The sequence below is a fragment of the Streptomyces flavofungini genome (assembly GCF_014650815.1).
GTDB classification, from domain to species: Bacteria; Actinomycetota; Actinomycetes; order Streptomycetales; family Streptomycetaceae; genus Streptomyces; species Streptomyces flavofungini.
Genome location: NZ_BMVR01000007.1, coordinates 418651 through 440017, shown reverse-complemented (window position 1 = coordinate 440017; position 21367 = coordinate 418651). Strand labels below are relative to the sequence as shown.

Annotated in this window: 19 protein-coding genes and 1 pseudogene; 10 read left to right on the top strand and 10 right to left on the bottom strand. The window is 71.7% G+C overall.

Features of this window, described 5'->3' with window-relative positions; all coding sequences use genetic code 11:
- The first annotated feature begins 43 nt into the window (after positions 1 to 43).
- Entirely contained in the window at positions 44 to 955 is a 912-nt protein-coding gene (locus IE274_RS21060) for a LysR family transcriptional regulator (RefSeq protein WP_198897840.1), read from the top strand.
- 83 nt (positions 956 to 1038) lie between these two features.
- Here IE274_RS21060 and IE274_RS21055 read toward each other — a convergent pair whose 3' ends face one another.
- Together IE274_RS21055 and IE274_RS21050 are read right to left on the bottom strand one after the other, a co-directional pair.
- Positions 1039 to 2664 carry an amidohydrolase gene (locus tag IE274_RS21055; protein WP_190117373.1) on the bottom strand — a complete coding sequence of 542 codons (1626 nt, stop codon included), beginning with the start codon at positions 2662 to 2664 and terminating at the stop codon, positions 1039 to 1041.
- Positions 2665 to 2860: 196 nt separating this feature from the next.
- Entirely contained in the window at positions 2861 to 3499 is a 639-nt protein-coding gene (locus IE274_RS21050) for a TetR/AcrR family transcriptional regulator (RefSeq protein ID WP_190117372.1), read from the bottom strand.
- A 70-nt stretch (positions 3500 to 3569) separates the two neighbouring features.
- Between IE274_RS21050 and IE274_RS21045 the strand changes: the two genes are divergently transcribed.
- The 4 genes and pseudogenes from IE274_RS21045 (at position 3570) to IE274_RS21030 (ending at position 7465) form a co-directional block, all read left to right on the top strand.
- Complete coding sequence (locus IE274_RS21045) at positions 3570 to 5162, top strand: purine-cytosine permease family protein (RefSeq protein WP_229909695.1); 1593 nt, start codon at positions 3570 to 3572, stop codon at positions 5160 to 5162.
- Between the two features lie 212 nt (positions 5163 to 5374).
- The gene (locus tag IE274_RS21040) at positions 5375 to 5830 is read left to right on the top strand and encodes a hypothetical protein (RefSeq protein WP_190117371.1); all 456 of its coding nucleotides are present in this window, start codon (positions 5375 to 5377) and stop codon (positions 5828 to 5830) included.
- Between the two features lie 423 nt (positions 5831 to 6253).
- A pseudogene (locus IE274_RS21035) lies at positions 6254 to 6954 on the top strand (molybdopterin-dependent oxidoreductase); the annotation flags it as partial.
- Between the two features lie 43 nt (positions 6955 to 6997).
- Positions 6998 to 7465 (top strand): SLAC1 family transporter, encoded by a 468-nt coding sequence (locus IE274_RS21030; RefSeq protein ID WP_372447112.1) that lies wholly within the window; start codon positions 6998 to 7000, stop codon positions 7463 to 7465.
- 87 nt (positions 7466 to 7552) lie between these two features.
- On the opposite strand, the gene IE274_RS21025 is transcribed toward IE274_RS21030, so the two are convergent.
- Positions 7553 to 7969: an MmpS family transport accessory protein gene (locus IE274_RS21025; protein ID WP_190117369.1), complete on the bottom strand. Its 417-nt coding sequence runs from the start codon at positions 7967 to 7969 to the stop codon at positions 7553 to 7555.
- Between the two features lie 146 nt (positions 7970 to 8115).
- Between IE274_RS21025 and IE274_RS21020 the strand changes: the two genes are divergently transcribed.
- A complete protein-coding gene (locus IE274_RS21020; RefSeq protein ID WP_190117368.1) occupies positions 8116 to 9351 on the top strand; it encodes a winged helix DNA-binding domain-containing protein in 1236 nt (411 codons plus the stop codon).
- Between the two features lie 57 nt (positions 9352 to 9408).
- Here IE274_RS21020 and IE274_RS21015 read toward each other — a convergent pair whose 3' ends face one another.
- Together IE274_RS21015 and IE274_RS21010 are read right to left on the bottom strand one after the other, a co-directional pair.
- Positions 9409 to 9900 carry a hypothetical protein gene (locus IE274_RS21015; protein WP_190117367.1) on the bottom strand — a complete coding sequence of 164 codons (492 nt, stop codon included), beginning with the start codon at positions 9898 to 9900 and terminating at the stop codon, positions 9409 to 9411.
- A 259-nt stretch (positions 9901 to 10159) separates the two neighbouring features.
- The gene (locus IE274_RS21010) at positions 10160 to 11410 is read right to left on the bottom strand and encodes a lipase family protein (protein ID WP_190117366.1); all 1251 of its coding nucleotides are present in this window, start codon (positions 11408 to 11410) and stop codon (positions 10160 to 10162) included.
- Positions 11411 to 11793: 383 nt separating this feature from the next.
- Between IE274_RS21010 and IE274_RS21005 the strand changes: the two genes are divergently transcribed.
- Positions 11794 to 12201, top strand: coding sequence for a RidA family protein (locus tag IE274_RS21005; RefSeq protein ID WP_190117365.1), 408 nt, complete (start codon positions 11794 to 11796; stop codon positions 12199 to 12201).
- Between the two features lie 26 nt (positions 12202 to 12227).
- Here IE274_RS21005 and IE274_RS21000 read toward each other — a convergent pair whose 3' ends face one another.
- Positions 12228 to 13352 carry a hypothetical protein gene (locus IE274_RS21000; RefSeq protein WP_229909693.1) on the bottom strand — a complete coding sequence of 375 codons (1125 nt, stop codon included), beginning with the start codon at positions 13350 to 13352 and terminating at the stop codon, positions 12228 to 12230.
- A 336-nt stretch (positions 13353 to 13688) separates the two neighbouring features.
- Positions 13689 to 14996 carry an MFS transporter gene (locus IE274_RS20995; RefSeq protein ID WP_190117364.1) on the bottom strand — a complete coding sequence of 436 codons (1308 nt, stop codon included), beginning with the start codon at positions 14994 to 14996 and terminating at the stop codon, positions 13689 to 13691.
- Positions 14997 to 15087: 91 nt separating this feature from the next.
- Between IE274_RS20995 and IE274_RS20990 the strand changes: the two genes are divergently transcribed.
- A complete protein-coding gene (locus tag IE274_RS20990; RefSeq protein WP_190117363.1) occupies positions 15088 to 15654 on the top strand; it encodes a PfkB family carbohydrate kinase in 567 nt (188 codons plus the stop codon).
- On the opposite strand, the gene IE274_RS20985 is transcribed toward IE274_RS20990, so the two are convergent.
- A complete protein-coding gene (locus IE274_RS20985; protein WP_190117362.1) occupies positions 15560 to 15961 on the bottom strand; it encodes a 6-pyruvoyl trahydropterin synthase family protein in 402 nt (133 codons plus the stop codon). The two genes, IE274_RS20990 and IE274_RS20985, sit on opposite strands and share 95 nt — an antisense overlap.
- A gap of 457 nt (positions 15962 to 16418) precedes the next feature.
- On the opposite strand from IE274_RS20985, the gene IE274_RS20980 reads away from it, so the two are divergent.
- On the top strand, positions 16419 to 17249 hold the full coding sequence (locus IE274_RS20980; RefSeq protein ID WP_190117361.1) for a class I SAM-dependent methyltransferase: 831 nt from the start codon (positions 16419 to 16421) through the stop codon (positions 17247 to 17249).
- Here the strand turns inward: IE274_RS20980 and IE274_RS20975 are convergent.
- Both IE274_RS20975 and IE274_RS20970 read right to left on the bottom strand, forming a co-directional pair.
- Positions 17200 to 17964, bottom strand: coding sequence for a response regulator (locus IE274_RS20975; protein WP_307822151.1), 765 nt, complete (start codon positions 17962 to 17964; stop codon positions 17200 to 17202). The two genes, IE274_RS20980 and IE274_RS20975, sit on opposite strands and share 50 nt — an antisense overlap.
- Positions 17957 to 19828 (bottom strand): sensor histidine kinase, encoded by a 1872-nt coding sequence (locus tag IE274_RS20970; RefSeq protein WP_190117360.1) that lies wholly within the window; start codon positions 19826 to 19828, stop codon positions 17957 to 17959. Before IE274_RS20970 ends, IE274_RS20975 begins: the two co-directional genes overlap by 8 nt.
- 353 nt (positions 19829 to 20181) lie before the next feature.
- Between IE274_RS20970 and IE274_RS20965 the strand changes: the two genes are divergently transcribed.
- A complete protein-coding gene (locus IE274_RS20965) occupies positions 20182 to 21279 on the top strand; it encodes a radical SAM protein (protein WP_190117359.1) in 1098 nt (365 codons plus the stop codon).
- Positions 21280 to 21367: the final 88 nt, after the last annotated feature.

Below are 21367 nucleotides of genomic sequence, written 5' to 3'. Positions count from 1 at the left end.
CCGGCTGTCCTGTTCGGCAAAACCGCACAACAATGAGGGCGTGATGAACCCCTGGAGACTGCGGCTGCTGAGCCAGCTGGACACACTGGGCACCGTGCGGGCGGTCGCCCAGGCCGCGAACCTGAGCCCGTCGAGCGTGTCCCAGCAGCTCGCCGTGCTCGAGTCCGAGACCCGCACCCAGCTGCTCGAACGTACGGGGCGCCGGGTGCGCCTCACCCCGGCCGGGCTGATCCTCGCGCGCCGGGCGCGGGCCGTCCTCGATCACATGGACAGCGTCGAGGCGGAGCTGCGCGGCTTCGGCGAGGAACCGGCGGGCCTGGTGCGGCTCGGGGCGTTCCAGAGCGCGATCCACACGATGGCCGTCCCGGCGGTGACCCGGCTGAAGCGCGCGCATCCGCACCTGGACGTCGAGGTGCTGCAGCTGGAGCCGCACGAGAGCATGCCCGCGCTGCGGGTCGGCGACGCGGACATCATCATCACGACCACGGACTTCGACGAGCTGCCCCTCGGCCCGGACCTCGACCTGGTCCCGCTGGCCAGGGACCCGATCCTGCTGGTGGTCCCGCCCGGGCATCCGGCGGCGGGGCGCGGCGCCGTGGACCTCGCCGCGTACGCGGACGAGCCGTGGGCGTTCGACATGCCGCAGTCGTACATGGCCAACCTCGCGCTGCGGCTGTGCCGCCAGTCGCGGTTCGAGCCGCGCGTGGTGTGTCGCTTCAGCAACTACATGATGACGCTGCAGCACGTCGAGGCCGGGCTTTCGATCGCGCTGCTGCCCGGCCTGACGGTCGACCGCAGCCGCTTTCGCGTCGCCACCACGGAACTGGCGGCTCCGTTGACGCGCACGATCACGGCGGCGGTCCGCCGCGGCTCACCGCCTCGGGCGGCGGTGCGGGTCGTCCTTGAGGCGTTGCGGGATCCGTCGGAGGAGCTGCCGTTGCTGAGTCGTGAGTAGCGAGCGGGGCCCTGCCCTTGGAGTTCAGCGGGCCGCCGGTGTCAGTAGCTGTCGGCTCCGGGTGCGGTGCCCACCGCGACCCGTCACAGGCGCGGGTCGCGGTGGGTGGGGTCGCCGTCGAGGACGGTGAGCAGCACCGGCAGGTCCGGGAGGTCGGTGGCCGCGGTCGTGAGGGGGTTGTCGGCGAAGACCGTCAGGTCGGCGCGGTGGCCGACCGTGATGCGCCCGGCCTCGTGCTCCTCCCCCGCCGCGTAGGCGGCGTTGACGGTCATGCCCTGGAGGGCTTCCAGGGCCGTGAGTGCCTGGTGCGGGCCGTGCGGGGGCCGGGTGAGGTCGCGGCTGGGGCGGCGGTGGCGGGCGCCCGCCATGACGGCCGACGGGGGGTAGGGGGCGATGGGCCAGTCGGAGCCGAGGACGACGACGGCGCCGGAGTCGTGCAGGTCGCGGCAGCGCCAGGCGCGGGCGGCGCGCTCCTCGCCGAGGCGGCGCGACCAGTTGTCGGTGTGGTCGGCGCGGGTGAAGTCGCAGCAGTGGGTCGGCTGCATGGAGGCGATGACACCGAGGTCGGCGAAGCGGCGCAGGGTGTCGTCGGGGACGGTCTCGATGTGCTCGATCCGGTGCCGTACCGGACGCGGGTCGTCGGACTGGGCCTTTTCCACGGCGTCCAGGACGTGGCGTACGGCGGCGTCGCCGATGGCGTGGGTGGCGATGGGCACGCCCGCCCGGTGGAGTTCGCCGACGACGCGGGTGTACTCCTCGGGGTCCGGCCAGAACGCGTGGCGGGACTCGCCGTGGCAGTCGGGGTGTTCCAGCCAGGCGGTGCCGTTGTCGATGGTGCCGTCCATGAAGATCTTGACGCCGTCGGTCCGCCACAGTCGTCCGCCCGCGCCCTGCTGCTCGATGAGCGTACGCAGGCCGTCGGCGTCGGTGCCGGGCTGGCACCAGGGCGCGACGCGCAGCCGCAGCGGCAGGTCACCGGCGGCGTCGAGCTCGGCGTAGAAGGCGAGGCTGTCGCCGCCTGCGTCCATGGCGTGGCCGCCGGTGAGGCCCGTGGCGGCCATGGCGCGCAGGACGGCGGCGAGCCGTTCCCGGCGCTCGTCGCGGGTGGGCTGCGGGGCGGCGCGTTCCACGAGTGCGCAGGCGGCTTCTTCCAGGAGCAGGCCGGTGGGGCGGCCGTCGGCGTCGCACACCACTGCGGCGGTGGCCTGGTCGAAGGTGCGCGGCCCGGTGACGCCCGCGAGTTCCAGGGCGCGGCGGCTGGCCAGCATGGAGTGCGCGTCGAAGAGCAGCATCAGGGCGGGTACGCCGTCGAGGACGGCGTCGAAGGGGGCGGTTTCGACGGGGGCTCCGGCGAAGACGTTGGGGTCGAGGCCCCATCCGTGCAGCCATGCCCCGGGGGCGAGGTCCCGTACCGCGCGGGCGAGGGCCGTGCGCACCTGCTCCACGTCTTCGCAGCCCGTGAGGTCGAGCCCGTGGGTCAGTTCGGCGCCGGTGACGGGGTGGATGTGTCCGTCGACGAGGCCGGGGGTGACGACGGCGCCGTTGAGGTCGATCACCGTGGTCGACGCGTCGGCGAGCGCGCGGATGTCCCGGGTGTCGCCGAGGGCGGTGATACGTCCGTCGGCCGCCGCGAGCGCGGTCTGCGGGAGGAACTCGCCGGTGACGGGGTCGAGCAGGCGGGCCGAGAGGAGGACGAGGGAGGTGCGCACGGGGGCTCCTTGGGACACGGGGGCTCTGTGGGACACAGGGGCTCTGTGGGATGCGAGGGCTCTGTAGGACGCGAGGGTTCGGCGAGATAGAGGGGTTCGGTGAGGCAGAGGGATTCCGCGAGACACGGGGGCTCTTGAGAGATGAGGGCTGCCGGCGGGACGAGGCACCCTTGAGGGCGAAGGCCTTTGAGGCGGGTCAGTTCGGGGCGCCGGCCAACGTGCCGGCGGGCAGGCCGAGTTCGCGTTCCGCGGTGGTGACGGGCAGGCGCCGGACGGCGGGTGGGCCGCCGTCGGCGCTCGCGTTGTTGACGAGCATGCCCAGGCCGTCGAGGACGACCAGGATCTGAATGGCCGTCATCAAGGGGTCCTCCGTACGGAATTCGCCCGTCTCGACGCCGTCGCGGATGACTCCTTCCAGACGGTCGCGCCAGGCGTCCTCCTGGACGGAGACGCGGTCGCGCAGCGCGGGGCGGTAGCGGCTGAGGTGCCGGGCGTTGAGCCACAGCCTGCTGACGTCGTCGTACGCCTCCCCCGTCGTGCGGGCGAAGAACCGCGCCAGATGCCGGGTGGGGGTGGCGTCGGCCCGGTCGGCCGGGAGGAGTTCGTCGAGTTCGGAGCCGACGGCGTTGCCGTAGGCCTCGGCCACGAGGTCGTCCACCGCCGGGAAGTAGTGACTGATCAGCCCCGGCCGGACGTCGAGCTCCTCCGCGACGCGCCGGAGGGTGATGCACTCCAGCCCTTCCGCCAGTGCCACACCGGCGGCAGCCGCAACGATTTCCGCACGTCTGGCCGCTGGAGATTTGCGAATTCGCTTGTTCTGGACGCTTGACGGCATGGATTCCATGCTATTGAGTGTGCGACCAATAAGCAAGCAGGTGGGCTACCAGAGCATCCGGAGGGGCCGCATGGCGTCCACGATTCCCGACCCGCCCGAGAGCACCTGCACCGCGCGACCGGAGGCGGAGCCCTCCCCCGGCAGGCAAGGGGCACGGTCCCCCGGTGGGCAGGAGGTACGGCCGTCCCCCAGCAGGCAAGAGCTACGACCGACGGCCGACAAGCCAGCGGCACCACCCACCGCCGACGAGCAGCAGGCCCGGCCCGCCTCCGACGTCGCGGGCCGCGTCGAAGCGCACGGCATCGACTACATCCCCGAGCACGAACGCCACGGCCACCCACGCCAGTTGTTCTCCGTCTGGGCGGCGGCCAACGTCAACTACCTGAGCCTGGTGGTCGGCGGCACCCTGATCCTCATGGGCCTGACGCTGGGGCAGGCCCTCGTGGTGATCGTGGTGGGCAACCTGTTCTGGCTCCTCACCGGCCTGCTCTCCATATCCGGCCCGGCCGCGGGCACGCCCAGCGAGGTGATCACGCGGGCGATCTACGGAATCCGTGGCAATCGCGTGAACAACGCCGTCGTCGGCTGGATGATCTCCGTCTGCTACTTCGCCCTGAATCTGGCCGCCGCCGCGACCGCCGCGTTCTCCCTCGTCGAGAAGGCGGGTCTGACCGCGAGCACGGGCGTCAAGATCGTCGTGGTCCTTGTCATCGCCGCCATCACCCTGACCATCGGTGTGTACGGCCACGGCCTGATCATGAAGCTGTACCTGCCGATCACCCTCGCCCTGACCGCCGTGTTCGCCGTCGTCGCGGTCAGCGTGCTCCGGCACACCGACTTCTCGTACGCGCCGCCCGCGCCGCTCAGGGGAGCCGAGCTGTGGACGGTTCTCGTCGCCGGGGTCACCCTCATTTCGTCCGCGCCGCTGTCTTACACCACCAGCGCCGACTTCGCCCGCTATCTGCCGCGTACGACCTCCGTGAAGGCGGTGCTCGGCTGGACCGCGCTCGGCGGGTTCGTGCCCGGCGTCGTCGTCTGCTCCCTGGGCGCCTGCGCCGCGTCGGCGGTCGACATGGCGGACCCGCAGTCCGGGCTGCGGAAGATCCTGCCGGGCTGGTTCGACCCGCTCTTCCTGCTCGCCCTGATCCTCGGCACGATCGCCCTCAACGCCCTGACCGCCTACAGCGCGGGGCTCGCGCTCCAGGCCGTCGGCATCCGCATCCGCCGCTCCCTCAGCGTGCTCGCCGACGGGACCGCCGCCGTCTCCCTCACCCTGTACGCGCTCCTCGTCTCCGACTTCCTCGACACCGTCAGCAACGTCCTCCAGCTCACCGTCGTCCTGCTCGGCCCGGCGATGACCATCTACGCCACGGACATCTGGCTGCGCCACAACCACTACGACGGCCCGACCCTCATGGACGAGACCCCCGACAGCCCATTCTGGTACACCGCCGGCGTCAACACGGCGGGAGCCCTGGCGCTGGCCGGAGGTGTGGCCGCGTCCGCTCTGTGCGTCAACACCCTCTACACGGGGCCGATCGCGCGGGCCCTGGACGGCCTGGACCTCGCGCTGCCCGTCGGGATCGTCGTCTCCGGGTCGCTGTACGCGATCCTCAGCCGTCGGATGCGCCCCTCCGGATCAGTCGACGCCCCGTGCGGGTGACGGCGTCGCCCGCACCCTGCCGCGTGAACGAGGGCACGGTCCTCAACCGCACTCCGCAGTCCGTCATTCGCAGCCGGTCCGTGGGCGTACAAGCCCGGGCCCGTACGGCGTGTCTTCGCATGCAACGGGGGCCGTTCGGCTCTCCGTCCCACTTGTTCCGACGTCCGTGGCATTCACGACGTCCGTTCAACTCGTTCCCACGGGGGGACCACATGAGCCTGCCCCGCACCCACACGCGTACGCGCCGCAGCGTCACCGCTGCCCTCACCCTCGTCATGGCGGCCGCCCTCGGAGCCGCCGGTGCCGGGTCCTCCACCGCGGGGACCGCCGCCCCGCAGACCCGGCAGATCGCCTCGTCCGCCCTCGGCTCCGACTACAAGATCACCCTGACCGCGCTGCGCTCCACCGAGGACCAGTACGCCGCCTCCGTACGCCTGCAGGTCTACCAGCAGCGCAACGGCGCCTGGAAGGAATCGGACCGCGTCACCGTCGGCGACGTCGACGGCTGGTTCTGGTACCCGCTCACCGGCAAGGGCGCCGTCTGCGCGTTCTCGACGGCCAGTACCGAACCCGCGCCGTTGAGCGTGCGTCTGCTCGTGACGCCGTCCATCGGCTGCTCCGATGCCGCGCGCTTCGTCGTGAAACAGGGCCGGGTGTACGCGGGCTGATCCCGAGGCACCACCACCTGTTCGCGCCGCGTCGGCGGCCCGGCGGCCGGGCTCCCCGAGCCCGACCTGCCACGAGCGATCAAAGAATCGCGCACTCAAGCAGTCAGGCGTGCGAACGGCGAGGTGTCGCCACCGCGCGCGATTCCGCTTCGTCCCCCTTTTGACTTTCCCTGTATCAACCATCGCAAAGAGCACGGAAAATAACGTCTAGGTACATCCAACTGGCCAAAAATAGGTCTACACCACGGACCGGAGGAGAGAATTCTGGCCCCGTTCGTCGAGACGCGGGTGCGGGAGACGACCACTCCGGCATGCCGATCTCCGAGGGGAGTCCGTGGTGTGGGACGTGGCAGGGCGAAGGCGGGGCGGATCGCCTCGGATGCGGCTGAACGATTATTCGCGGCGGGGCAGTTGTTGCGGCGGGTGCCGACCACGCCCGAGGGACGAGCGGTCTTCCGTACGGATCAGCAGGTCAACGACCAGCCGTACCGTGAGCGTTGGGCCCACGACAAGGTGGCGTGCTCCACTCACGGGGTGAACTGCACGGGGTCGTGTTCGTGGCAGGTGTACGTCAAGGACGGTCTGATCACCTGGGAGACGCAGGCGACCGACTACCCCTCGACCGGGCCGGACCGGCCGGACTACGAGCCGCGGGGCTGCCCGCGCGGGGCATCGTTCTCCTGGTACACGTACTCGCCGACGCGGGTCCGCTATCCGCTGGCCCGGGCGTCCTCGTAGAGATGTTCCGGGACGCAAAGGCCCGGTATGGCGGTGGCCCGGTGGCGGCGTGGGCGGAGGTCACCGGTGATCCGGACCAACGCCGCCGCTACCAGGCAGCCCGTGGCAAGGGCGGCCTGGTGCGCGTCAGTTGGGCCGAGGCCCTGGAGATCGCGGCGGCCGCGCATGTGCACACGCTCCAGGAGCACGGCCCCGACCGGATCGCGGGCTTCTCCCCGATCCCGGCGATGTCGATGGCCTCGCACGCGGTCGGCGCCCGGTTCCACGCGTTGATCGGCGCGCCGATGCTGTCGTTCTACGACTGGTACGCGGACCTGCCGATCGCCTCGCCGCAGGTGTTCGGCGACCAGACGGACGTCCCCGAGTCCGGCGACTGGTGGGACGCCTGCTGTACGCGGCCACACTGGCGTCCGTCGTGCGGCGGTTGCGGTGCGACCTGCCCCCGCCGGATCGGCTGGCGCCGAGCTACTGGGTCACCATGGGCGCCGCCGCCATCAGCACCCTCGCGGTGCCCAACTCCTTACCCACGACCAACTCCTGCCGACGGTGGCCCGCGCCCCGCTCGGCGCCGCGGTCGTCGTGCTGTGGTCCTGGGCCACCCTCCTGATCCCCGTCCTGCCGGCCACCGGTGTCTGGCGGCATCTGCGCCATCGCGTCCCGCTCGCGTATGAGCCCGCGCTGTGGTGCATCGTCTTCCCGCTGGGGATGTACGCCACCGCTACCGCGCACCTCACGGCGGCGCATCTCGCGGCGGCGCAGCGCATCGGCGCCTCGACGCTGCCCCAGCGGCCCTTGGCGTGGGTGGCCTTGGCGGCCTGGGTCGCGGTCGGGACGCGGTGGCTCACGGGGCGGTGGGCTCCGGGGCGACCGTCGGGGCGGCCTGCGGCGAGGGCCTGAGCGGCGCCCAGGCCCACGACCCGCCTCCCGCGCGCGTGGCGGGAGGCTCCGTACCGGCTGCTTCGCTCACCCGCAGGTACGGGGGTGCTACTTGCCCATCGGCGAGACCGCGATGCAGCCCGCCACGACGTTCTCGCCGGAGGCCTCCTTGATGACCTTGCCCTTGTAGATCACCTTGCAGGTGAGGTCGGAGCCGGTCGGGTCCGTCGAGATCGGGACGACGGTGGGCGGCATGATCCCGCGCAGCGTCACCGTCTTCTTCCACGGCAGCGGCACCTTGCTGACCTTCTCCAGCTTCGGGTTGGACGCGGAACCTCCGCCGGCGGCGAACTCGATCTCGTCGACGCTCTTGCCGGACACCTCGTAGGTCACTTCGTACTTCTCGTTGACGGCCTTGTCCACGGCGTCGACGGCCTTCTTCTCGGCCTCGGAGCAGGCGCTCAGCGTGAGCAGGAGACCGGCGGCGGCGAGGGTGCACACGGTGGCGCGAATGCGTCTGTTCATGGCGGCAGACAACAGTAAAGGCCTCGCAAAGTCAATCTGCGCCGCTGCCATAACCCCAGTTCAGAGGGGATTGAGGGCATCCGCTTCGGCGCGGCCGCCGCCACCTAGGACGGAATTTGACCTCTTTTGCTTCTACGGTGGCGGCCATGGACATCGACACGGACATCGACACCACCGCGGGCCCGCACCTGTCGTGGCGGCAGGTATGGACCCGGCGCATGGCGCGGCACGGGTTGACGGGTGCGTCGCCCGCCACCGCGGAGCCGTCCCGGGTCGCCGACATCGTGGCCGCCATGTGCGGGGCGCACGCCCAGGTGATGTCCGCCGCCGAACTGTCGATCGGCGCGCGGTCGGGCGGCGGCACCCGCGCCGATGTCCGTGCGGCGCTCCGCGGGCCGGACGGCCTGGTCAAGACGTTCGGGCCGCGGGGCACCGTGCATCTGCTGCCCGCGCGCGATCTGCCGATGTGGACCGGGGCGCTGTCCGCGCTGCCGTCGGGGCCGGGTGCGATGCCGAAGGGGTCGCGACTGACGGACGAGCAGGCCGAGCAGGTCGTCGAGGCGATCGCCGTCGCGCTGGAGGACGCCGCCGACGACGGGCTGACCGTCGAGGAGTTGGGCGACGCGGTCGTCGGGGCCACCGGCCCGTGGGCGGGCGACCTGGTGATCCCGGCCTTCCAGGGGATGTGGCCCCGCTGGCGCCAGGCACTGGTCCCCGCGGCCCGCCGGGGCGCGCTGTGCTTCGGCCCCGACCGGGGTCGCAAGGCCACCTACGTCAGCCCTCGGCGACGGCTGCCCGGCTTCCGGCCCGCGCCCGCCGACGAGGCCCTGGGCGCGCTCGTCGAGCGCTACCTGTACGCCTACGGACCGGCGACGCCCCGGCAGTTCGCCCAGTGGCTGGGCGCACCCGCCCCGTGGGCGGCCACGCTCTTCGACAAGCTGACCGCCGACGGGAGCCTGCGCCAGATCGATGTCGAGGGCAGCACCGGCTGGCTGGGCGCTTCCGACGACGGGGAGGCGGACCAGGGACCACAGCGTGCCGCTCCTGCGACAGCGCTGCGGCTCCTGCCCTACTTCGACGCGTACGTGGTGGGCTGCCACCCGCGCGACCGGCTCTTCCCCGGCCCGGCCGCCGCCCGCGCCCTGTCCCGCACCGGCCAGGCGGGCAACTACCCGGTGCTGCTGATCGACGGGACGGTCGCCGGGGTGTGGCATCTGCGACGCTCCGGGCGGAAGGCGGACCTGACCGTGGAGCCGCTGGCCCCGCTCAGCGCGGCCAGGCGGCGGGCTCTGGACAAGGAGGCCGCTCGGATCGGTACGTTCCTGGACGTCACGGACCTGCGCCTGACCATCGGTACGGTCACGGCGGGCCAGCACGCCTGATCAGTGCGCGGCACGAGCAGCCTCCACGTCATCCAACTGCCTTCATTCCACAGCGTGTTACGACATCAGGTCGACGGGGGCAGCCGCAGGTCCGGCAGGGCGGCTTCGGTGCGGGCGAGGACGATCTGGTCGAACAGCGCGCCGTCGCCGTTGCTGCGCACGACGAGTTGGTCGGTCGATGGCGTAGAACCAGCCGGACTCGGCCGCCTCGACGGCCGACGGCGCGTAGTAGCCGTCCGTGTCGTTCGCGGTGAAGTCGTCGATGCTGCCGAGCGAGTTGAACTCGGGATCCCAGAAGTCGATCCGGTGCGGGAAGTGGGTCTCGGCGGTCGCGATCACGCCGTCCGCGTTGACCGTGATGGCCAACGCCGCGTACCCGACCCGCCCGAACCGCTGCTTCGAACCGTCCGGCTCCAGTCGCACCGCCTGCCCGTCCGCGCGGCCGGCGATCACCAGATAGACCTTGTCGTCCCGGCCGAGGCCCAGATGCAGGGCCGGAACGTCGAACGCGGGATGGTGCCTGGACACGACGTGCTCGATGGTCCTCACGGTGACTCTCCCTCAGGAAGCCGTGCGCCGACCAGGCGCCGTTGGCGATGCCACGGATCAGCTTCTCGTCATGAACACGAACAGGGAAATCGCCATGACGAGCGAATGGGCAAACTTTTGTGCGGTTGTGTGACTGTGCGGCTGGACGGCTGCGCGGCCTGGGTGGACGGTTCGCGGCGATGCGCCTGCGGCGCCGCAGAGCGTGTGCCCCGCGCGTCCGGGGACGTGCGGGGCACACGGCGAGCAGGTGCGGTGCGGGTCAGTGGGTGGTGTTGAACTCGCGTGCCACCTGTGGCGCGGCCTTCAGGACCGTCGTGCTGTGGCTGTCGGCCTCGGTGACCTCGGTGAGCTTGTGTGCGGCGCCGTTGGTGGTCAGTTGGCGTGCGCAGTGTGCGGAGTTCTTGAAGGGGACGTCTTCGTCGGCCTTGGAGTGGAAGAGGTGGACGGGGACTTGGGGGCGCCAGTCGCAGGTGGTGTCCAGGGCCCGCAGGTTGCGGCGGAGTTCGCCGGTGGGGTGGCGGATCTTGTTGAGGAAGGCCGGGGTGAACAATTCCTTGGAGGTCTTCGGCAGTACGGCTGCGATCTGCTCACCTGTGTGGTTGCCGTCGAAGAGGGACTCCACCTTCTTGTCGTACGGGGCGCGGAAGGCGTCCTTCGGCGTGGTGTAGAGGCCGTACATGCGGTTCCACGCGGTCGCGAAGTAGGCGAGGTAGAGGGAGGAGCGGGCGATCTCGTCGTTCGCCGCGGCGGCCTCGAAACCGGTCAGGTCGAAGGGGCCTGCGATGGGGGCGAGGGCGCCCAGGCGGAAGTAGCGGTCGGTGCCCTGTTGGAGGGCCCGGCCCAGCATCATCGTGGCGGGCCCGCCCTGGGAGAAGCCGCTGATGAGGACGCGTCGGTCGAGGTCGCGCCCGTCCCGCTGGACGAAAGCGCGGGTCGCCCGGAGCGCGTCCAGTGGTGCGGTGACGGTCGCCTTGGGGTGGCCGTACGGATGGGATCCGGGGCCCTCCCCCAGGCCGAGGTAGTCCGGCGCGGACACCGCGAGGCCGGTCGAGGCGAACAGCAGCGCCGTGGCCCGGTCCATGGACTCGTCGTTGACCGAGGCCACCTCGCCCCGGAACACCTCGGTGCCGTGCAGCCAGGACACGACCCGGAGTTCACGGTCATCGTTCCTGGGCACCACGACCAGCTGGCTGGCCGTGGTGGGACGGCCTTCGGTGTCGACCGTGCGGTACACGATCCGGTGTGCCCGCACGCCGTAGCGGACCTGTTCCGCGTCGATGCCTGCCGTCTTCAGGCGGGCGGCGACCTCCTTCGCGTTCAGGTCCGCCACGGGTGTCGCCGAGATCACCGAGCCGCGAGCCGCGGCTTGCTGCGGGTGGGCGGCCCGGGTGGCGGGTGAGGCGGCGTTCTGGGTGTCCGCATGCCCTGTGCCTGCGAGTACGGTCGCGGCGCACACCAGGGCGAGTGCGCCGGACGCCGGGAATCTTCCAGGTAACCGAGTGAAGGTCATGTCGGCGACTCTGCCGTTTTCGGCACCCGGGGTGCACTGGGGTGATCCTCCGCTTCGGCGAGGGGGTTTGCCCCTGCAAGGCGAGGGGGTTCGCCGCTGCGGAGTGCGGGGGTTTTCCCTACAGGTGGAGCCGTTCGCAGGCACAGGCGGAGCCCTTCGCAGGCTGCTTCACGGGTGTGCGGTCCGGGTCCCTTTTGCGCATGAGCATGCCTCTGAGCTGCTGGGTCACCTCCAGGTTCCCCAGTCACCGGAAAGTGCGTTCTTCCAGGTCAGCGCTCACTCTCTTAGCGTTCCCGAGTAACCACAAGGAACCGAGAGCGCCCGCTGGTTCGGCGGCCGCGTGCGAGCCCCGTGGGCGCTCATCGCGAGGAGAGGCGGACAGCATGGCCATCACCCTGGTCAACCCCAGCGGATTGCCGGAGATCGACGCGTACCGGCAGGTGTCGATCGCGACCGGGTCGAAGCTGGTCTTCGTGGCCGGGCAGGTCTCGTGGGACGCCGACGGCGTCACCGTCGGCGCGGGCGACCTCGCCGCTCAGGTCGAGCAGTGCTATCTCAATGTCGCGACCGCGCTGGCCGAGGTCGGCGGTTCCTTCGGCGACGTGGCGAAGCTGACCGTGTACGTCGTCGACTGGTCTCCCGACAAGATGCCCGCGTTCCTGGAAGGCGTCTCCCGGGCGGCAGCGAAGCTGGGGGGAACCCCGGTGCCGCCCGGCACGTTGTTGGGTGTGGCGGCGCTGGACGTTCCCGATCATCTGGTCGAGCTGGAGGCCACCGCGGTCATCGACTGAGGGCCGCCGCCCGCACGCGGCGCGCCTCAGGCCTCGAAGCGCTCCGTGTACGCCTCGGTCGGCGGGAACGGCGCGGACCCCGTCATGCCCGCCGACCAGTAGCCCGCGGTCCCCGGGACGGGGGTGACGTCGTTGAGGTACGGCGCTGCCGCCCCGGCCGGGCCCCGCACCACGGTCCACGTGTCGCCGTCCCGGCGCAGGTAGGTGCTGCGGGCCTGGTCCTGGTAGTTCCAGCCCGATATCCACGCGGCGCGGCCCTGCACGTCGGCGGCGACGCCGGTCAACGAGCCGACCACGAAGCCCGGTTGTACGCGGGTCCAGGCCGTGCCGTCCCAGTGGCCCAGGACCGGGTTGCCGGGGCGTCCGGGCGGGCCGCCGACGCCCGCGTCGGTGCCCACGGCCCAGACGTCGTCCGGCCCGGCGGGGTGCAGATCGCTGACGCTCAGCCGGGCACCGGTGATCGGCGGCAGGACCGTCCACGTACCGTTCCAGCGGGCCACGAGTCCCGACCAGCCGCCGCCGGACGCCTGGTCACCGGCCACCCACACCTCGCCCGACGCCCCCAGGACGACCCGGTACAGACTCGCGCCCGCGACCGGCAGCGGGTCGAGCCACCGCCACTGCTGCCCGTCCCCGTGCAGCAGGCGGGCCGCGCCGCCCCGGCTGCCGCAGGCCCACACCTGCCCGTCGGCGCCGACCGCCACCCCGTCGAGGCGCACGCCCGACTCGCCCTGCCCCGGGAACGCGGCCGGGCGCCAGGTGGTCCCGTCCCACCGCAGCAGCGGGCTGGCCGTGCCGGTGGGCATGCCGACGCTCCAGGCCGAGGCCGAGGACGTACCGGCGACGTCGCTCAACCGGCTGTGCGCCAGGTGCGACAGGTCGGTCTTCGTCCAGGTGCTGCCGTTCCACAGCATCGCGAGAGCACGCCCACGTGACGGTCCTGCGAGGCCCTCCTCGCCCACGGCCCACGCCAGTTGGGTGGTGGCTGCGGCGATGCGGCGCAGTTGCGATGCGGGGGTGCTGCCGGGCGCCGGTACGGCCTGCCAGCCTTGCGCGCGCGGTGCCGCCGTGGCGGCCCGGACCGGGTCCGCACCCAGTGCGATCCCCGACAGCGCCCCCGCCATCCCTGCCACAAACCGCCTACGTCTCACGGCTGAACCCCTCTCACGGCTGAGTCCTTCCACGCGCCCAGAAGGGACCACCGTCGACGAGGGAGGCACAGAGGACTAGCCACGCGTGTGACAAAACCGGCGCGGGGGCTGTGAGTCAGCGGCTCAGCGCCACATCCGCTCGGCAGGGGCGCAGCGTCGTGGAAGCCTTCGCGCGCACCGCGCAGGTCTCCCGCGACGACAGCGCGCAGCACCTCAGCGGCGCTACGGCGAAGCGGCTCAGCGGCTCAGCGGCTCAGCGGCTCAGCGGCTCAGCGGCTCAGCGGCTCAGCCAGACGCCCGCGACGCGCCAGGCGACGCCATCGGCCCGCAGCGCCCTCACGACGCCTCCGCCATCCGCTCCTCCTCCCCCTTCCGCCCTTCCTCCCCTCCCTCGCGCGCCGCGAGGCACAACAGCACCGTCCCCGCCCCGCACCCGACCAGCAGGCAGGGCCCCACCGCCCACCAGCCGTCCGCCGCGGTGACCGCGAGGCCGACCAGGGGTGGGGCCGCGAGCGCGCCGATGCTGCCGAGTTGGGCGACGAGCCCGTTCGCGGCGTCCATGTCGGAGGTCGCGCGGACGGCGAGCGGGATGGCCGCGAAGACCGATGCCACGACGAGTTCGTTGCTCAGCGCGACCACCAGGGCGCCGCTGACGGAGCCCGCGGTGCCACCCACTCCCCCGAAGGCGGCGAACGCCGCGGCCGGCATAAGGAGCGCCACCAGGAACAGGTACTTCACGTCCTTGCCCCGGCGCAGCAGCGCGCTGGCCAGGAAGCCACCGGCGACGCCGACGAAGGACACGATGCCGGTGAGCGTCCCCGCGGTCTCGGTGGGGACGTCGAACTCCTCGTGCAGGTACGTGGGGTAGAGGGTCACGCAGGTGACGATCGCGCCGCTGATCGTGGCGAAGGCCGCGCCGAGCGCGAGGGGGCGCGCCAGCCTGCGGGTGCGTCGGCGCAGTTCGGCTCGGCGGCGTACGGTCCCGGCATCCCCGCGTACGCGTACGGGGGCCGGGCGTCGTCCAGCGATGTCCCCCGGCAGCCGCGTCGTCGCGACCGCCACCGCCAGCGTCGCCGCCCCCGCGATGGTCAGCCAGCCCTGCCAGTCGAACCAGGTGGACAGGACCCCGCCCGCGAACGACCCCACCGCGAGGCCCACCGGCATGAACGTGCCCCAGATGGCGAGCGCGGACGTCAGGCGGCTGCCGCTGCCCAGGCCGAAGAGCAGCACCGGGGCGACGATCACCACGATGACGTAGCCGACGCTCTCCAGGAGGCGTCCGCCCAGGAGGGTGCCGAAGCTCCCGGTGTGGGCGCAGAAGAGCCCGGCGACACCCATGACGACCAGTCCGCCCACGAGCATCCGGCGGGGGTCGAACGGGCGGAGCAGATAGCTGACGAGCAGGCCCAGTACGGCGGCGACCGCCGTCACCAAGGAGGCGATGAGCGCCACTTGGCTGAGAGAGAGCGACATATCCTCTCGCATCTCTACGGAAACCGGCGTAATCTTCCCCATACTGGTGGCGGCGGTGACGCCCGCGAGATAGATCAGCCAGAACTTCCACCAGAAGCCGGACACCTCGGCGGTGTCCGAGGACGCGTCAACTCCGTGGCTCTGTGCGGCTTTCTCAGCCTTCTCTTCCACGACGTGGGGTTTCCTCTGGGTCCGGGGACACGAATGGTTGCGAGGGCACGACTGGTTTCGGCGGCACGACTGGTTTCGGGGGCACGATCCGGTGCGGAATGAACTCGACGGCCTCGGCGAGATCGTCGTCATGGGCTCGCTGGTGATGGACCGCAAGTACTTCAGCGCCGGGACCCACACCTCGGCGGCGGGCGGCCGGACGCAGGCGGTGTGGAGCGTGGAGCGGCATCACGGCGGTGTGGGCCGCAATGTCGCGGTCAATCTGGCCAGGCTGGGGGCGCGGCCCGCCTTCGTGGGCCTTTCCGGGTTCGGGCCGGACGCCGGGAAGCTGGAGGACGAGCTGACGCGCCTCGGCGTCCGGTTGCAGGTGCTCCGCACGGCCCACGGCATCGGCCGCTTCGACGTCACGCTCGACGGCCTGCGTCGTCAGCTCGCCTCGCGCATCGCCCTGCCCGACCCGGCGGCGGCCGTCGCCCTGCGCGGCCCCGCGGGACGCATCGCCTCGTGTGCCGGACCTGTCCACCCTGCCCGGCGGGTCGGCCGGGTCGGCCGGGTCGGGCGGGTCAGTCGCCCGCATGGCCCGTGCGCGCGGCGACGGCCATCGCGGGCCGGTACGTGGCCCAGGTCTTCGGTGTCTCGGAGACCCGCACGGCGGTGAGTTCCGGATAGTCGTTCGTCCAGGTCTGGTAGATCCACAGGGCGATGTTCTCCGCCGATGGATTACGGTCGGCGAGCGCGTCGTTGAGGTGCCGGTGGTCCACCGTCTCGTCGAGCCATTTCTTGAACTGGCCGAGTTCCCCGTAATCCCGTACGAAGCCGGGCCGGGTCAACTCGTCGGAGGCGGCGGAGAGCTCGAGAACCACGATGTAGTTGTGCCCGTGCAGCCGCCCGCAAGGGTGATCCGGGGGCAGGTGGTCCAACCGGTGACTGGCCGAGAAGTGGAATTCCTTGGTGATGGTGAACAAGCCCTCACTCCTTTTCTCGCCGAGGCACACCGCACGGCGGTGCCCGGACGAAGATTTCGCCATTGCTGTACTGCGCGTACCTCCTGCGGCGTCACTTCCCAGCCGCATCGGAGGAAAAGGCGGAGACGACCGCACGGTTCGTCTCCGAGAGGAAAAGCCGGCCGCGGCTCGCTGCCACAGATGTGGGTCCAAGCCCTCGGGGCCGCCCCTGGCCCGTCGCGGCACAACTGGCGCGAGGCGATTCCCTCCCGCGGACGAGAGGGAACGCGCCGCCTCAGACACACTCCGACACCGGTCGGTGTGCGGTCACCATCGTGGTACAGCCGACGCGCCCGGCACAGGAGGGCATTGCGCGCGAGGACGGCGCGAGCCGAGGGGCGCTGCGCGGCGCGAGCGGCGCACAGCGCTTCCCGCGGGGGTTCTTGTGCACACCCCGCCGTGTGGGGAGAGTGCACCGATGGCGGACACCGACTGGACGGCACGGCACGAGCGGACGTACTCCCGCCCCGGCTCCCGGGTGACCGAACGGGTCTGGCGCGAGGTCTATGGACACGAGTACCCGGAGAACCTGCACATCCACAGTTACGTCACCCGCAGCGAACTGACCCGCATGGAGGCCGTGTTGGGAGTCGGAGCGGGGCAGGTCCTGGTGGACGCGGGCTGCGGGCGCGGCGGGCCGGGGCTGCGGGTATCGGGGCGCCGGGGTGCCCGGCTCATCGGGGTCGACGTCTCGGCGGTCGCGCTGCGGCACGCTCGTCGGCAGGCGCGGGCGGCGGGCCGGGGGCCGTCGTCCGCCCCCGCCGGACGGGCGGAGTTCCGCCTCGGGGCGTTCGACGAGCTGCCCCTGGCGGACGCGTCCGTGGACGGGGTGATGACGGTCGACGCCCTGCTGTTCGCCCCCGACAAGGCCGCGGCCTGCCGGGAGGCCGCCCGCGTCCTGCGCCCGGGCAGCCGCCTGGTGGGCACCACCTGGGACTTCCACACGCAACCGGACGCCCGGCCGCCGCAGGTGACCGACCACCGTCCGGTGCTGGAAGCGGCCGGATTCACCGTGTGCGCCTACGAAGTGACCGATCGCTGGCGTGAACGGCAGGTGCGCACGACCGAGCTGCTGCTCGACTCGGTGACGGAGCTCGCCGCCGAGTCCGATGGTGATCCCGCCGTCTTCCGTTCCCGGCTGCGGGAGCTGCGGGAGGTGACCGCCTGCGCGAGCCGCCGCGTGCTCTTCGCGGCCGAGCTCACTCCGGTCCGGGCGGTGCGTGGCGCAGGTAGGCGAGGACCGCGCTGACCCTGCGGTGCAGTTGTGGTATTTCGGCGAGGCCCAGCTTGGCGAAGGTGGAGTTGACGTGCTTCTCGATGGTCGACTCGGACAGGCGCAGGGAGTCGGCGATCGCGCGGTTGGTCTTGCCCTCGGCCATGTGGCGCAGAACGTCGAGTTCCCTGCGGGTGAGGCGGGACAGGGGCGCGTCGGCGGCTCGGGCGTGGCTGCCCATGAGGACCTCCACGATGCGCGGGTCGACGACGGAGCGTCCGGCGGCGACCTCGTGCAGGGCGCGCAGGAGTTCGTCGACCTCGCCGATGCGTTCCTTGAGGAGGTAGGCGAGGCCGTCGGTGCCGCGCCGGAAGAGGTCGAAGGCGTAGTTTTCGTTGGCGTGCTGGGAGAGGACGACGACGCCGATGCCGGGGTGGGCCTCGCGGATGGCGTGGGCGGCGGTGATGCCCTCGGTGTGGTGGCCCGGCGGCATCCGGATGTCGGCGACGACGACGTCCGGGCGCAGCCGGGCCACGGCGTCGAGGAGTTCGGCTGCCGTGCCGACGGCGGCGAGGACGTCGGCCTCGCCGGTGTCCTCCAGGAGGCGGCGGGTGCCCTCGCGGACCAGATAGTGGTCCTCGGCGATGACGACGCGCAGCGGTGCGGGGCGCTCGGGAGCAGGGCGGGGGTCGGGCGCGAGGTGCGGGTCGGGAGCGGGGTGGGAGTCAGGCACGGGGTGGCGGTCAGGCACGGGTGTCCTCCCTGACGTGTTCCGGAAGTCGGGCGCGGATGACGGTGCCGGCGCCGGCGCGGCTGGTGATGGTGAGTTCGCCGCCCACGGCCTCGGTGCGGTCCCGCATGCCGGTGAGGCCGGAGCCGTGGGTGGTGGCGGTGGGGAAGCCCGTGCCGTCGTCGGTCACCTCGACCTGGAGACGACCGTCGGCGCGGGTGATGCGGACGGTGACGTGTCCGGCGCAGGCGTGCTTGAGGACGTTGGTGAGGGCTTCGGAGACCAGGTAGAAGGCGGACTCCTCGATGTCGAGGGCGTAGCGCACGCCGGCCAGGGACTGCCCGCTCTGGACGGTGACGGGGATGGGCATGCGGCGGGCGCAGGAGGTGACGGCGGCGACGAGGCCCTGGTCGGTGAGGATGGGCGGGTGGATGCCGTGGGCGAGTTCGCGGAGTTCGTCGATGACGCGGTAGGCGTCGTCCTGCATCTCGTTGAGGGCGCTGTCGATGCCGCCGCCGCGGTGCAGCCGGTTGCGGGCGAGGGCGAGCTTCGCGACGAGGGCGACCAGGTCCTGCTGGATGCCGTCGTGGAGGCGGCGTTCGATGCGGCGGCGCTCGGTGTCCTGGGCGTGCACGATGCGGGCGCGGGAGGCGGCGAGTTCGGCGGCCTGGCGCTGCATCTCGTCGGCGTGGGCGCACAGTTCGGCGGCGAGGCGGACGTTGTGCACGGCGAGGGCGGCGGAGCGGGCGAGGGTGCCGCCGATGGCGTGGTCCTCAGGGGTGAAGCGGCCCTCGGTCTTGGGGCCGTACTCGATGAGGCCGAGGGTGTCGTCGCCGTAGAAGAGCGGGAACTGTTTGACGGGCCGGGCGGCGGCGGGCCGTTCCCCGGCCTCGGCGGTGGACAGGGGCAGGCCGTTGCCGCCGAGCCGGACGCGCACCCAGCGCAGGCCGAGGCCGTCGCGCAGGCCGGTGGCGAGCTGGGGGGCGAGCCGGTCGAGGTCGTAGGCGTGCTCCAGGGTGGTGCTGAACTGGACGAGGAGTTCGAACCTGCTCAGGCGCTTGCCGAAGACGCGCCGCTCGACGAGGGCGTCGAGCCGGTCGCGCAGGGGCCGGAACAGGGCGGTGGCGACGACGGCGACCAGCAGGGCCAGACCGACGGGGAAGAACAGCCCGGCGGTGAGCCCGAGGGTGAGGGCCATGCCGAGGTACCAGCTGTTGATGATGAACCACAGCGAGCCGTAGACGGCGGAGGGGCGCAGCACGATGTCGACGCCGAGCAGCCGGTGGCGGAAGGCGGCGTAGACGAGGGTGACGGAGATCAGGATGTAGGGCAGGGCGCCGAGGAGCGCGCCGATGAAGTAGAACATGCCCTGCTCGCCCTGCCAGGAGCGGAACAGGCGGCTGGCGGCACGGGCCAGCAGGACGGCGGCGCCGAGCGCGGCCCAGGGCAGCAGGGCGGCGATGTCGGACCGTCCGGCGGCGCGGGCGCGCAGGCAGCGCAGGACGAGGAGGGCGGCGCCGAGGCCGGGCAGCCAGGCCTCGGGGTAGTAGAAGACGACGTAGTAGACGATGTTCTGCGGGACTCCGGCGAGGGGCAGCACGATCGGCAGGGCCAGCAGTCCCCACAGGGCACGCAGGACGTGGCGTTCGTAGCGGAAGACGTAGCGGCCGTCGGGCAGCAGCGCGAGCAGGCGGAGGATGAGGATGCTCACCGCCAGGTTGCACATCTCGTGGGTGACCTGGAGGCCGAGGTCGAGCGGCAGCACCGGGCCGCCGACCTTCGGGCGCAGATGCCACCCGAGCTCCCGGATCATCAGGTTCGTGGTGTGGCGCACAGCGATGGCGACGGACAGCCAGGTGCCGAGCAGCAGGAGGCGGCGGGCCACGGGGCTCGACGGGGCGTGCCACCAGGTGAAAAGCCCGGCGAAATAGCACGGTAGTACGGATCCGAGGACCCAGGGCAGAACATACCGGTTCTCCAGCTGCGTTGTCCCGATAAGCGTTGCCCAGAGCATGAACACTCCGCCACTTACCGCGACAAGGCACATCCCCCTGCTTCTGCCTGCCACGGGCGACATTATCGGCGTTCGTCACGACGGGCGTCCACGGAAATAATCCACCGCGTATGGAGGAAAACCGCCATACGGTTTGGGGGGTGCCCGGGTGCCGCGGAATGACGCCGGAGAGAACACTCTGAACTCAATCGCCAGCGCGGATTCCTCGAGAACGGGTGGCTGTCATGAGTCGTAGTTCCGGTCCGGAAGTGGTCGTGTGGGACACCACGTACGCCTGCCCCCTGCGGTGCTCGCACTGCTATTCGGAATCGGGGCGGCGGCCGTCGCGACAGCTCGGGCCGGCGGACATGCTGCGGGTCGCGGACGCGTTGGTCGCGCTCGGGCCGCGGGTGGTGGCGCTGTCCGGAGGCGAACCGCTCGTCGTCCGGGGCGTGTTCGAGGTCGCCGAGCGGCTGCGGGCCGGCGGCGTGAAGCTGTCGATCAACACCAGTGGCTGGGTGATGAGCCGGGCGCTCGCCGAGCGGCTCGCGGACCGGTTCGACGAGGTGATCGTCAGCCTCGACGGGGCGACGCCCGAGGTGCACGACCGCATCCGGGGCCGCAAGGGTTCCTTCGACCGGGTCCTTGCGACGTTGGCACTCCTCGACGAGGTGGCGGGGGAACGGAGCGCGGCCGGCCGGGGGCGGCTGCGCTTCGGCATCGACTGTGTGGTGATCCGCAGCAACTTCCCGCAGCTGAAGGCCTTCGCGGCCGACATCGCGCACCGGTTCCCGCACCTCACCACGCTGGGGTTCAACGCCGCCGTGCCCGAAGGGCTCGCCAGCCGCCTGGAGTTCTACGCGCACGAGCTCCTCGACGACGACCAGGTCACCGAGCTGACCAGTGAGACGCTGCGCTCCCGGCTGCGCACGCTGGCGCCGCCGACGGTGTCCGTCTACACCACGGACAACATGAACCTGGTGATGAACCCCGAGCGCGTCGCCCGGCGCGTCGACACCCTGGTGATGCAGGTGGAGCCGGACGGCCTGGTGCGCGGGATCCCCGTGTACGAGGGGACCGTCGGCAGCCTCCTGGAGGAGCCGGGGACGGTGCTGTGGGAGCGCACGCTCGCGCGCCTGGAGGACCCCTTCGTCGTGGAGACCCTGTCCTCGGTGCACTCCATGGAGACCTGGGCGGAGGCCGTCCGGCGCATGGACCGCCACTTCGGCACCGCCGAGGACCTGGCCCGCTTCGACCGGCGTTCGGTCCGTACGAATCCGCCGGAATTCATCACTCCGGCGAGGGCGATCGCCCAGAGCGCGCCGGGTCGGCGCTCCGCCTGACACGGTGGGTATTCCGCCGTCATATCGCTCTCGTACCCGACCCATTGCCCGGCCGACACCGGTCACCCATTCCGCCGCCGCTGACCGT